The sequence below is a fragment of the Salinisphaera sp. genome, assembly GCF_002729955.1.
Lineage (GTDB): Bacteria > Pseudomonadota > Gammaproteobacteria > Nevskiales > Salinisphaeraceae > Salinisphaera.
Genome location: NZ_PBYA01000017.1, coordinates 1 through 13,690, shown reverse-complemented (window position 1 = coordinate 13,690; position 13,690 = coordinate 1). Strand labels below are relative to the sequence as shown.

The 13,690-nt window shown below is 63.3% G+C and carries 7 protein-coding genes and 1 pseudogene; 7 read left to right on the top strand and 1 reads right to left on the bottom strand.

What is annotated here, in order from left to right; all coding sequences use genetic code 11:
• The first annotated feature begins 450 nt into the window (after window positions 1-450).
• From CMN27_RS04845 to CMN27_RS04815, 7 genes and pseudogenes are all read left to right on the top strand, one after another.
• Entirely contained in the window at window positions 451-1,020 is a 570-nt protein-coding gene (locus tag CMN27_RS04845; protein WP_293624456.1) for an ANTAR domain-containing protein, read from the top strand.
• Window positions 1,021-1,364: 344 nt separating this feature from the next.
• On the top strand, window positions 1,365-2,741 hold the full coding sequence (locus CMN27_RS04840) for a CmpA/NrtA family ABC transporter substrate-binding protein (protein WP_293624454.1): 1,377 nt from the start codon (window positions 1,365-1,367) through the stop codon (window positions 2,739-2,741).
• A 59-nt stretch (window positions 2,742-2,800) separates the two neighbouring features.
• Entirely contained in the window at window positions 2,801-4,168 is a 1,368-nt protein-coding gene (locus tag CMN27_RS04835; RefSeq protein WP_293624452.1) for an MFS transporter, read from the top strand.
• A 37-nt stretch (window positions 4,169-4,205) separates the two neighbouring features.
• Window positions 4,206-5,411, top strand: a pseudogene (locus CMN27_RS04830) (FAD-dependent oxidoreductase); the annotation flags it as partial.
• A gap of 35 nt (window positions 5,412-5,446) precedes the next feature.
• Window positions 5,447-8,122: a nitrate reductase gene (locus CMN27_RS04825; RefSeq protein WP_293624448.1), complete on the top strand. Its 2,676-nt coding sequence runs from the start codon at window positions 5,447-5,449 to the stop codon at window positions 8,120-8,122.
• A 513-nt stretch (window positions 8,123-8,635) separates the two neighbouring features.
• Entirely contained in the window at window positions 8,636-10,573 is a 1,938-nt protein-coding gene (locus tag CMN27_RS04820) for a NirA family protein (RefSeq protein ID WP_293624446.1), read from the top strand.
• A gap of 287 nt (window positions 10,574-10,860) precedes the next feature.
• Window positions 10,861-12,429: a sulfite reductase subunit alpha gene (locus CMN27_RS04815; RefSeq protein ID WP_293624444.1), complete on the top strand. Its 1,569-nt coding sequence runs from the start codon at window positions 10,861-10,863 to the stop codon at window positions 12,427-12,429.
• Between the two features lie 7 nt (window positions 12,430-12,436).
• On the opposite strand, the gene CMN27_RS04810 is transcribed toward CMN27_RS04815, so the two are convergent.
• Window positions 12,437-13,270 carry a PHP domain-containing protein gene (locus CMN27_RS04810; protein WP_293624442.1) on the bottom strand — a complete coding sequence of 278 codons (834 nt, stop codon included), beginning with the start codon at window positions 13,268-13,270 and terminating at the stop codon, window positions 12,437-12,439.
• Window positions 13,271-13,690 lie beyond the last annotated feature (420 nt).

The following is a 13,690-nucleotide window of genomic DNA, read 5'->3' as shown; positions in this document are numbered from 1 at the left end:
TAATCCTAAGGTAGACAGGCTGTCACCTTGAACGAAGCCGAACAGGCGTAATCTCCGACCGCACCCAAAGCCCGCCTTAAGGCGGGCTTTTTTTTGGATGCTGGCTGGGGGAGAGGATTTGATTCGACCCCCTCGGTTCGACGAGCGAGCACCGCTCGCGAGAACCGGGGCGCGCAGCGCCACGGGCCCCCGAAGGGGGCGCCAGCCGAAGCACGCTTCAGCCGTTCTGATCGCGCGGGTCGGACTGCGCGTTTGCCGATCAGCGGCCGCCCCGGTCGCTTGCCGGGCTTGTTACGTTTGTTGGCGATGCCCATTGCCGTTGCGCTAGTATCCCGCCGCCAGAGCAAGGCGTTGCCGTCGGCGAGGCCGGTGTAACCCATGCAATTCGCCCTCGGCCAATGGCACGTTTGTTGCTCCATTGAGGATGTAGATCTTCCATGAGGCACGGACATGCGTGTGTTGCTCGTAGATCGTCATTCGGCGCGACTGGCGGCGCTTCGGGCCGTGATCGAGCAGGCCGGGTTCGAGGTCGTCGATGTGCTCGACGAGGACGTCGACCTGTATGCGGCCGTCGATCGGCTTGCGCCCGATGCCATCGTGGTGGGAGCCGATTCGCCGTCGCGCGACGTGCTCGAAGACCTGGCGATTCTTGGCGAGAGCTACCCCAAACCCTTGTTGATGTTGTCTTCGAAGGACGACCGCCAGCTGATGGCCCAGGCCTCCGAGGCCGGCATCAGTGCCTACGTGATGGAAGGGCTTTCGCCCGCGCTGGTGCGTTCGCTGGTGGATGTGGCGATGCGCCAGTACCAGCAGATGGAATCGCTCAAGCGCGAACTGGCCGAAACGCGGGAAACGCTCGCCGATCGACAGGCGATCAATCGGGCCAAATGCCTGCTCATGGAACGCAGTGCGATCAGCGAAAAACAGGCGTACACGCGGCTTCGCAAGACGGCGATGGATCGCGGCCTGCCGCTACCGGAAATCGCGAGGCAGCTGATGGTCCATGCGGCCAATGAATAGCGACCTGCACGAATTGAGTGCAATGCTGCACTGCAGCGACGCAGCAATGGCGTCGAGCGCGCGCCCGTGCTGCCGTGATGAGAGTCGATCGCGCGTAAGTGCATGTCTGGCCGAAAGATTCATCGTCGGATGGAGGGCTGGCACGGTTCTGGCTAGACAATAACCGAGTGCGATCAACTCGCCGATCGTGACGGCCACAGGCCGACGGCGGGGCGGCGCACGACACAACTTGATCAGGACAACGAAGTCCGGCAACGCCCTTGGTGAAACGCACCGGTGGGCGGCCGGGCTTTTTTTGTGGACGAAACACGCGTTTGCGCGGTGACAACACAGGAAGCGATGCGATGACGAGCTGGCACGAAGCAACGTTTGGACGCAGGCCCCACGCCGTCGATCCGGCGGTGGAGCGCCCGCGCCTGAAGCTGGGGTTCATCGCCCTCAACGACTGTGCGCCGCTGATCATGGCGCGCGAGGCCGGCTTTTTTGCTGCCGAAGGCCTGGATGTAACGCTTTCGCGTGAATCCTCCTGGGCGGCGATTCGCGACAAGGTCGCGCTCGGATTGCTCGACGGCGCCCAGATGCTGGCCGGCATGCCGATTGCGTCCACCCTGGGCGTGGGCGCGGCGCCGCATGCCATGGTCACGGCGGTATCGCTGGGGCTCAACGGCAACGCGATCACCGTATCCAAAGCGCTCTATGAGCGCATGGTTGCGCTCGACCCACAGGCGACCGCCGCGCGCCCGTGCAGCGCCCAGGCGCTACGCAAGGTCATCGATGCCGATCGTGAAGCCGGCCTCGCGCCGCTGACCTTCGGCATGGTGCATCCGACCTCGGCGCACAACTACCAGCTGCGCTACTGGCTGGCCGCAGCGGGCATCGACCCCGATCGCGATGTGCGGCTGGTGGTCGTGCCGCCGGCACGCATGGTGGCCAATCTCGAGGCGGGGCGCCTGGCCGGCTACTGCGTTGGCGAGCCGTGGAATCAGATGGCGGTGCGCGCCGGTCTGGGCCGGGCGCTGATCACCGGCTACGAAATCTGGAACAACGCCCCCGAGAAAGTGCTGGGCGTGACCCGCGAGTGGGCCGAGGCCTATCCGCGAACCCATCGCGCGCTGGTACGGGCGATCGTTCGTACCGCGGCCTGGCTCGACAGCCAGGAGAACCGCGAATTCGCGGCCGATACGATCGCCGCGCCCAACTATGTGGATGCGCCGGCCGAAGTCATTCGGCGCACCCTATGCGGGCGCTTTTGCTACCAGCCCGGTTCGGCCCCGCGGCCGGCGCCTTACTTCAACGTCTTTCATCGTCACGCGGCGACCTTTGCCTGGCGTTCGCATGCGATGTGGTTCATCGCCCAGATGCTGCGCTGGGGACAGATCGGCGAGGCGCTCGATATCGCGGCCACCGCCGACTGCATCTATCGCCCGGATATCTATCGCGCCGCGGTCGAGCCGCTCGGTCTGGCTTGTCCGGTGGCTGATCACAAGACGGAGGGCAGCCACGACGGGCCGTGGTCGCTGGCGGCGGCCGACGGGCGCTCGATCGCAATGGGCGCCGATCGCTTCCTCGACAACGCGATCTTCGATCCGGGGCAGGTCATGGCCCAGTTCGCGCCGGAACACGCACGGCTCGATCCGGCGCTGTATCGCCGTCTCGAAACCCTCAACGCTGCGCTCGATGCGCCGGTGGTCGGCGCCCGTGGCCGCGCCGTCACGTCCTGATGCGCGGGTACGAATCATTGTCTCTGGTTACCGAATTTATCTGCAGGAGCGCCTAGAACATGGAACTTGCCAATAAAGCGACCCGCATCCGCCTGTTCGATTTCAAATCGGTGCAGATGCGTGCCTTCCATATGAGCTGGCTGGCCTTTCATCTGTGCTTTTTTGGCTGGTTCGGCATCGCGCCGCTCATGGCGGTGGTGCGTGAGGATCTGAACCTCGACAAGTCGCAGGTGGGCTCCACCATCATTGCCTCGGTCGCGATCACGGTGCTCGTGCGTCTGCTCATCGGCCCGCTGTGCGACAAGTTTGGCCCGCGCAAGACTTATGCGTCGCTGCTCATTCTGGGCTCGATACCGGTGATGTGTATCGGGTTTGCCAACAGCTTCGAGACCTTCCTGCTCGCGCGCCTGTGTATCGGCGCCATCGGCGCGTCGTTCGTGATTACGCAATACCACACCTCGGTGATGTTCGCGCCCAATATCGTGGGTACGGCCAATGCCACCACGGCCGGCTGGGGCAACCTCGGCGGCGGCACCACCCAGATCGTCATGCCGCTGATCTTCGCGGCCATCGTGTCGATGGGTATCAGCGAAACGCTGGGCTGGCGTCTGGCCATGGTCGTGCCGGGCGTGATTCTGTTTCTTCTCGGCATCGCCTACTGGAAATTCACCCAGGACGCACCGGAGGGCAACTACTCGGATCTGCGCACGGCCGGCAAGATTCCCGAAGCCAAGAACGAAAACAGCGGCTGGTCGAGCTTTCGCAAGGCCGCGAAGGACTATCGGGTCTGGGCACTGTTCGTGGTCTATGCGGGCTGCTTTGGCGTCGAGCTGACCATCAACAACGTTGCCGCCATCTATTTCTTCGACAACTTCGAGGTCGATCTGAAAACCGCGGGGCTCATTGCCGGCCTGTTCGGCTTGATGAATATCTTCGCGCGCACCATGGGTGGTTTCTTTTCCGATCTGTCGGCCCGCTACATGGGCCTGAACGGACGGGTGCGGTTTCTGTTCGCGGCCATGTTCATCGAAGGTATCGCCCTGATCGCGTTTTCGCAGATGGAGGTGCTCGTTGCCGCCATCGCCACCATGATCGTGTTCAGCCTGTTCGTGCAGATGTCGGAAGGCGCGACCTTTGGCCTCGTACCGTTCATGAACAAGAAAGCCCTGGGCGGCGTGAACGGCATCGTGGGTGCCGGCGGTAATGCCGGTGCGGTGCTGGCCGGCTTTCTGTTCAAGACCGAATCACTGTCCTACGGCCAGGGGCTGATGATACTCGGCTGCGCGGTGATCGTGTGTTCCTTCTTCGCCTTTTTCGTGCGCTTCTCGCCCGAGGTGCTGGCCGAAGAAAAAGCCGCCTTCGATACCGCCTCGGCGGGCGACGACCCGATCAAGGCGCGCGGCAGCGATTCGCCGGAACTGGCATAGGAGCCGAGCCGTGAGCGATAACGCGACCCAACCCAAGCTGGATCTCGTCGTCATCGGCAACGGCATGGCCGGCGTGCGCGTGATCGAGGAGCTGCTGGAGGCCGCGCCGGAGCGCTACAACATCACCGTGTTCGGTGCCGAGCCGCATCCAAGCTATAACCGCATCATGCTCTCGCCGGTACTGGCCGGGGACAAGGATTTTGCCGAAATCGAAACCCACGACCGCAGCTGGTATGTCGACAACGACATCGTGCTGCATACGGGTGAAGCGGTTACGGCTATTGATCGACGCCGGCGCATGGTCATTTCCGAATCGGGACGCGAAACCGGCTACGACCGGCTGCTGCTGGCGACCGGCTCCACGCCGTTCATGCTGCCGGTGCCGGGGCATACGCTCGACGGCGTGATCAGCTTTCGGGCTATCGGCGACGTCGAGCGCATGGTGGAGGCGAGCAAGAACGGCGGCAAGGCGGTGGTCATCGGCGGCGGGCTGCTCGGGCTGGAAGCGGCCTATGGCCTGCACAAGCGGGGGATGGACGTCACCATCGTGCATCTGATGGAAACGCTCATGGAGCGCCAGCTCGACCCGATCGCCGCCGATCTGCTTCAGCATTCCCTGGCCCAGCGCGGGCTGTCGTTTCGTATGGGCGCGAAGACCGCGGCCATTCTCGGCGACAAGAACGATCGGGTGACCGGCCTGCGTTTCGACGACGCCGACGACTCCGAGATCGAGGCCGATCTCGTGGTGATGGCGGTGGGCATTCGGCCCAACGTGGAACTGGCCGACAAGGCCGGCCTGCACTGCGAGAAGGGCGTTGTCGTCAATGACACCATGCAGACCTACGACCCGCGCATCTATGCCGTCGGCGAATGCGTCGAGCATCGCCACGCCGTCTATGGGCTGGTCGCACCGCTGTGGGATCAGGCCAAGGTCTGTGCCAATCATCTGGCCCATCGGGGCCATACCCATTACGAAGGCTCGGTTACCGCGACCCAGCTCAAGGTTACCGGTATCGATGTTTATTCGGCCGGCGATTTTTCCGACGGCGAGGACACCGAAGCGCTGGTGTTTTCCGACGTGCGTCGGGGCGTGTACAAGCGCGTCGTACTGCGCGAGAACCGCATCGTGGGTGTCGTGCTCTATGGCGATACCCGCGACGGCGGCTGGTATTTCAAGCTCATGCGGGAAGGCGTGGACATATCCGGCGTGCGCGATCTGCTGCTGTTCGGCCAGGCCTATATGCCGTCGGAGCTAGCAACCGAGGCGGAGGCCGCGTGATGAACACGACGACCACTCGTACGACCTGTCCCTATTGCGGCGTCGGCTGCGGGGTGAACGCCGTGGTCGAGAACGACGCGGTGCGCGTTGCCGGCGACGAGGCACATCCCTCCAATCGGGGCCGGCTGTGCTCCAAGGGCACGGCGCTGGCCGATACCGTGGGCCTGAACGATCGCCTGCTGTATCCGATGGTCGATGGACGGCGGGCCGGCTGGGACGAAGCCCTGGACGAGGTCGCCGGCCGCTTTGGCGAGATCATCGCCGAGCACGGCCCCGACGCGGTGGCGTTCTACGTGTCCGGTCAGCTGCTGACCGAGGACTACTACGTCGCCAACAAGCTGATGAAGGGCTATATCGGCTCGGCGAATATCGATACCAACTCGCGGCTGTGCATGTCGTCGGCGGTGGCCGGCCACAAGCGAGCCTTCGGCGAGGACGTGGTGCCTGGCTGCTACGAGGATCTTGAACTCGCCGATCTGGTGGTACTGGTCGGCTCGAATACCGCCTGGTGTCATCCGGTGGTCTACCAGCGCATCGTCGCCGCCGGTGAAGACAACCCCGACAAGAAACTGGTCGTGATCGATCCGCGTCGTACGGCCACCGCCGAAAGCGCCGATCTGCACCTGCCGTTGGCGCCGGGTACGGACGTACATCTGTTCAACGGTCTGCTGGCCTATCTGACGGGCCAGGGTATCGAAAGCGATCTGCCCGGCACGGCCGAGGCGGTCGCCGAAGCGCGGGCTCTGGGCGATATCGACGCGGTCGCCACGGCCTGCGGCGTGGCGCGCGACACCGTGGCGGCCTTCTTCGAGTTGTTTGCAAAAACCGAGCGCACGGTGACGGTGTTCTCCCAGGGGGTGAACCAGTCCTCGGCGGGCACCGACAAGGTCAACGCCATACTCAACTGCCATCTGCTCACCGATCGTATCGGCAAGCCGGGCGCCTGCCCGTTCTCGATCACCGGCCAGCCCAATGCCATGGGCGGGCGCGAGGTGGGCGGTCTGTCGAGCACGCTGGCCGCGCATATGGGCTTCGACGACGCCGAGCGCGTACAGCGATTCTGGGATTCGCCGAGGATCGCGAGCGCGCCGGGCCTGAAAGCCGTGGAGCTGTTCGAGGCGATCGAGCGCGGCGAGGTCAAGGCCGTATGGATCATGGCGACCAACCCGTTGGTGAGTCTGCCCGACGCCGACCGCGCCCGGCGCGCGCTCGAAGCCTGCGAGTTCGTGGCGGTATCGGACTGCATGCGTCATACCGATACGGTCGATCGTGCGCATGTGCTGTTGCCGGCCGCCGCCTGGGCCGAGAAGAGCGGCACGGTGACCAACTCCGAACGCATCATCTCGCGCCAGCGTTCCTTCTTGCCGATGCCCGGTGCCGCGCGCGCCGACTGGGACATCATCTGCGATGTGGCTCGCCGGATGGGCTTTGGTGACGGTTTCGGCTTTGATAGCGCGGCCGCGATCTTTCGCGAGCATGCCGCGCTTACCGCCTTCGAAAACGAGGGTGAGCGCGTGCTCAATCTCGAAGGGCTGGTTCAGCTCACCGACCAGGCGTACGACCGACTCGAGCCGCTTCGCTGGCCGGTTCGTGCCGAGACAGCGGGGCGTGCCGTCGGTGCCATGCCGGCGCAACAGGACAGTCGGCGCCTGTTTGTCGACGGCGTCTACCCCACGAGCGACGGCAAGGCCCATCTGGTGGCGGTCACGCCGCGGGGGCCGGCCAATGCGGTCAGCGATCAATGGCCGCTGGCGCTCAACACCGGGCGCATACGCGATCACTGGCACACGATGACGCGTACCGCCAAGTCCGCGCGACTGTCCGCCCATATCCCCGAGCCGTTCGTTGAGATCCACCCGACCGACGCCAATCGCTACGGCGTGGCCGACGGGGCGCTCGCGACCGTTTCGACGGTGCGGGGCGAGGCCCATGTTCGGGTGATCGTCACCGACGGTCAGCGCGAAGGCACGCTGTTCGTGCCCATGCACTGGAACGATCAGTTCGCTGCCCGGGCGCGTGTCGGGGCACTGGCCAACCCGGCGGTCTGCCCGATCTCCGGCGAGCCGGAGTTCAAGCACACGCCCGCGGCGATCGCGCCGTTCGAGGCCGCCTGGCATGGCTTCATTCTCGCCAGCCGCCCGCTGCGGCTGGCCGGCGAGCGTCTTGTCGACTACTGGGTGAAGGTGCCCGGCGAGCGTTTCTATCGCTACGAAGTCGCCGGCCTGCAGGCGCCCGACGACTGGGCGGCCACCGTACGGGGCTGGCTCGGGATCGACGAGCGCACGGCCGACTGGCTGGAGGCGAGCGACCTGGCGGCCGGGCGCTACCGCGCGGCGCATATGGACGCCGGTCATATCGAGGCCTGTGTATTCGTCGCCCCCGAGCCGGCCGCGCTGCCCGAGCGCAGCTGGCTGGCCGGCTTGTTCACCGGCGAGCCGGTCGAGGAGGCCGAGCGCATCGGCCTGCTGGCCGGAAGACCGGCCGACCCCGGCGCCGACCCGGGCCCGCAGGTCTGCTCCTGTTTCGGCGTGGGCCGCAACACCATCCTGCGCGCGATCAACGAACAGGGGCTGGACTCGGTTGCGGCCGTCGGCAAGGCGCTCGATGCGGGCACCAACTGTGGTTCCTGCAAGCCCGAAATCGCCGCGCTGATTGCCGACGCGGGCGAAGAATGAAGACGAAGACGGTTATCCACAGATTGCGCCGATTACACGGATTTAAAGAAAAGACAGCAACCGCAGATTGCGCAGATTTACGCAGATAAGACGTTCAAGGGTAAAAGATCGCGAGCGGACATATAAAACATTGACAGAAAGAGGTTTGTTGAAAGGAATGAACAAAAATTCGGAATGGCCTGCGGCCTTTGCGGCTTATGGGTTTTCTATCCTTCCTGCCTTTTGTCTTCATTCGCGTTCACCTGCGGGGGCCTTATTCGTTCGTTGTCCGCAAACGAACGAAAGCTATAGGGCTGTCCGAAGCGCGACATTATGAAATACAACCCGATCCATCGTTTTTGAAATCCATTAAATCTGTGAAATCTGTGGATAAGAAAGAGCCCAACTCCCAACCCGCCCTATGCACTAATCACGAGTTGGCAGCAGTTAAGCCCTTATTTGCACAGACCGGCGTTGATCTGCGGACAACGCCTTCAAGAACACGACTCGTGATTCAACGATTCGGAGCCGAACATGACCGACCAGAGTTTCGACGAAGAACAACAGCGCTATCTCAAGGGCGTGACCGCCGGGCTGCATATTGCCCGCGGCGTGCCCGGCATGACGGGGCTGACGACCGGCAAGCGTCTGCGCCCCGACGATTTTCATTCGCAGGCGCGTATTCGTGCCCAGGCGATGGGCGGCGAGCTGACCAGCCAGGAACAAGCCAAGGCCGATCTCAACCCCAACGACATGTGGGACGAGATGGTGCAGCTGGCCACCGCCGGCGAATACCCCAAGGGCGAAGACGTCTTTCTGATGAAGGGGCGCGGCATGTTCTATGTCGCGCCCAATCAGGACAGTTACATGTGTCGGCTGCGTATGCCCGGCGGTATTTTCTCGTCCCACCAGTTTCGGGCCGTGGCGGATCTGGCCGAAACCTACGGCGGTGGCTATACCCATGTCACCACGCGCGCCAATCTGCAGATTCGTGAGATCGGTGCGAAGGATCCGGTGAACGTACTCAGTGGTCTGGCCGACGTCGGCTTGATCGTGCAGGGCTCGGGTGGCGACAACATCCGCAACATCACCGGCAGCCCGCTGGCCGGCATCGATCCGGACGAGCTGATCGATGTCACGCCGTACTGCAAGCAGATGCACCACCATATCCTCAATCATCGCGAGCTCTACGGCCTGCCGCGCAAGTTCAATATCGCCTTCGATGGCGGTGGGCGTATCAGCGCGCTGGAAGGCACCAACGACATCGGCTTTTCCGCCGTGCTGCCGAAAGCCGACGGCCCGCTGCCACGCCGGCCGTATTTTCGGATGGGCCTGGGCGGCATCACCGGGCACAAGGATTTTGCCCGCGATACCGGCGTCATGCTCAAGCCCGAGGAGTGCGTACCCGTGGCCCATGCGGTCCTGCACGTATTCCTGGCCAACGGCGATCGCACCAGCCGCGACAAGGCACGGTTGAAATACGTGCTCGATCGCTGGGGCTTCGAGAAGTTCATGCGCGAGGTCCAGAAACAGCTGCCGTTCACGCTGCGACGTTATCCGCTGTCGCGCTGCGAGGCCCGGCACCCGGTCGAAAAAGCCGGCCATATCGGTATTCACGACCACGACGACAACAAACAGTACGTCGGCCTGGTGCTGCCGGTTGGCAAGCTCACCGTGAAACAGATGCACGGTCTGGCGGACCTCGCCGACCGCTATGCCGATTCGAAGATGCGTACCACCGTCTGGCAGAACCTGGTGCTGGGCAACGTCGACAAATCCGACATGAACGCCCTGGTCAGCGGTATCGAAAAACTCGGCCTGCACGTGAACGCCAGCCCGGCGCGTACCGGCATGGTGGCCTGTACCGGCAGCTTTGGCTGCAAGTTCGCCAACGCCGAAACCAAGGGCAACGCGCTCAAGCTGGTGGATCACCTCGAAGCGACGCTCGATCTGGACGAGCCGCTCAATATCCATATGACCGGCTGCCCGAATTCCTGTGCCCAGCATTATGTAGGCGATATCGGCCTGCTCGGTGCCCGCGTGGCGGATCCGGAGGCCGACGATCCGGAAGAGGCCGATCAGGTCGATGGTTTCCATGTCTATATCGGCGGCGGCTACGAAAGCGAGGAAGGCATCGCCCACGAGCTGGCGAGCTCGATTCCGGTCGTACACCTGAACGCCTATCTCGAAAATCTGCTCGGTCTGTATCTGGAAGAGCGCAACGACGGCGAGCGCTTCGTTGCCTTTGCACGGCGCCAGGACATCGACGAGCTGCGCGAGCGCCTCGCCCAGCGTTCGGACAAGGCAGCCGCGGCGCAAACCGAATCCGAGGAAAAAGCCTATTCCGAAGCCGAGGCCCAGGCCGATACGCCGGAAGAGATCAAAACCGAGCGCGACGAAGCCGCCACGGATGACTACGACCGTAGGCCCGAGGATTCCGACTCCGAAACCGATGAGCAGACAACGGCTTGAGAGACTGGTTTTTAAGGCATTTAACCGCAGATCGGCGCAGATTAACGCAGATCAGAACATTCGGGATGGCAAGGTTTTACTTGATGATGTCTAAACTCGGCTGCTTTTGATCAAGCAAGCAGGTTGTCCGCAAATGAAGGCGAAGACACGCGAATAAGGCGCCCGACAGGCCTGTAATTGGCGTTAATGCACTGATTTATCGAATTTTTCTTTTGTATTGATCTGCGTGAATCTGCGTAGATCTGTGGAAAACAAAGAACACTCTCGTAGAGCAACGAGGTAACCCGATGCCCACACAAGTCGATTTGATCCCCGAAGACGCGCCGTTCGAGGCCGAACAGCGCGAATGGCTCAACGGCCTGATATCGGCGCTGGCCGGCTGGGAAGGCTCGCTCGGCGGCGCCGAGCAGGGCGGCGGCGAGGCCAAGGAGTCCTTTCCCTGGCACGATCCGGGCCTGGAGATGGACGAACGTATGGAGCTCGCCGAAGGCAAGCCACATGAACGCCAGCTCATGGCCGCCATGGCCCAGCTCGACTGCGGACAGTGTGGCTATCTGTGCAAGACCTATGCAGAAGCCATCGCCTTCGAAGGCGAGGATCTCAACCGCTGTGTACCGGGCGCCAAGGAAACCGAACGCAAGCTCAAGGAGCTGGTGGCCGAGCACGAGTCGGCCAAGGGCGGCGCGAGCGAAGAGGAAGACAAGCCCAAACCCGAACCCAAGCCGAAGAAGAAGGCGCCGCTGGGCACGCGCGACAACCCCTACATGGCCAAGCTCAAGTCGAGTACGCCGCTCAACGCCGAAGGCTCGAGCAAGGACACCCGCCATGTGGTGATCGACCTCGGGGATTCCGGTATCGAGTACGAGGCCGGGGATTCCATGGGCATTTACCCCGAGAACGACCCGCGCACCGTGGACGCGATTCTCGCCGACATCGACGCCTCCGGCGGTGAAAAGGTCAAATCCCACGACGGCGAAAACAAGCTGCTGCGCCAGGTGCTGCTCAAGGACGTCGATATCACCAAGCCGACCGACGATGCGGTGGCGGTGTTGGCGCAGGCTGCTACCGACGCCGACGAGGCCGAGGACCTGCGCATGCTCGCCGAGCGCGGCGTGGAAGAGGGCCAGACGCTGCTCGAGATCGTACGGGTCTATCCGAGCGCGCGGCCGAAGCTGCAGGAACTGGTCGATGCCCTTGGACCGCTGCAGCCGCGGCTGTATTCGATTGCCTCCTCGTCTCGCCAGTACCCGACGGAGATTCATACCACCGTCGCCGTGGTAAAAACCGCCGTCTACGGACGCGGCTACAAGGGCGTGGCGTCGACCTTTCTGGCCAAGCGTTTGTCCCGACATGGCGAAGTGCCGATGTATATCCAGCCGACGGCGGAATTCCGGGTAAACAAGGACCCGGATCACCCGGCGATCATGATCGGCCCCGGCACCGGCATCGCCCCGTTCATGGCGTTTTTGCAGGAACGCGAAGCCCGCGGTGATGCGGGCCGAAACTGGGTGTTCTTCGGCAACCCGGAGTCGGCCAAGGATCATATCTACAAGGAACAGCTGGAAAAATGGCGCGGCAGCGGGCTGATCAGTCGGCTTACGCTGGCGTTTTCGCGCGATCAGAAGGAAAAGGTCTACGTACAGAACCGCATGCGTGAACAGGGCCGCGAATTCTGGGCCTGGTTGGAAGCGGGTGCGGTGATCTATATCTGCGGCGACGCCGAGCGTATGGCCAAGGATGTCGACAAAGCCCTGCACGATATCGTCATGGAGCAGGGCGATATGAACGAGGCCCAGGCCAAGCGGTATGTGGAAACGCTGTCCTCAGAACATCGCTATCTGCGCGACGTGTACTGATCGGCCATCAGTCGCCAAAGCGCGGATCGTCCCAGACGCTGCGCATGCCGCCCGGCAGCGCGCGCAGGCGGCCCAGCGCTAGCCAGAACTGTTCCGGCGCATGGAAATCGGAGCCCACCGATCCGGCCAGCCCGTGTTGATCGGCGTCGCGGGCGGCGGTGACTTCCTGCTGGCGGTCGGTGGTGCCGGTACAGATTTCCAGACCGTCGCCGCCGGCCGCCGCGAACGCGGTCACCGCGCGTTGACGCCAGGCGCCCGAAAACCCGTAGCCGAAGGGATGCGCCAGTACCGCAATCCCGCCCGCGCCGTGGATCCATTGCACGGCGCGCAGCAAGGTCGTCCATTCCACCGACACATGGCCGTCGCGGCCGGGTCGTAGATAACGCTTGAAGGCCTGGGCATTATCTCGGCAAATGCCGTCTTCGGTCAGCAGCCGGGCGAAATGCGGACGCGTGATCTGGCCGTCGCCGGCGAGTTCCTGCGCGCGTTCCAGCGCATTCGCGACCCCATGTTTTTCGATCTTCGCGGCGATTCGTTCGGCGCGATCGTGGCGGACCTTCTGAAGGGCAGCCAGGCCTTCAGCAAGACCGGCGTCGTGTTCGTCGAAGGCCAGGCCGACGACATGCAGCGTACGTCGTTGCCAGGTCACCGAAATTTCCACGCCGTTGATCAGGCGCAGGCCATGCGCACTCGCGGCCGTTCGTGCTTCGGCCAGGCCGTCGATCGTGTCATGGTCGGTCAGCGCCAGCGTTTCGACCCCGGCGTTGGCGGCGCGGGCGACGAGTTCGGTGGGCGTCAGGCGGCCGTCGGAGCGGGTGGAATGGCTGTGGAGGTCGATCACGGGTCGTATGGTCGCATGGACTGTGGTGCCAAACCTCAAGTAAGAATTCGCTGCAAGCTGATTCAAGAAGTCAACGGATAGGGCGGCGCGTCTTTCGGCGCTCACAAGTTCGTCGAACCTTTCGTTTCGCACTGCAGTGCGACTCCGTTTCGTTTGCTCGTCCAAACGAAAGGAAGCAAAGGAAAAGACGCCCGGGTTACGCGTCGGCGCGAAGCGCGCCGAACTACTGCCAGAGCAATACCAAGTTCTCGGTCCGAAGGGTGCGGCCCTAGTCAATCAATATGGCTCGGATCGCTTTGGCGATCCTCAAACAGGCTGGCCGCCCCGGCGCGGTGCGTCGGAAACCCTTCGGCCCTGTGCTTCTCGTTCGCTTCATACGGGGCCTGAATACAGCGAGTAACCCATAGCGATGAGTCGGAG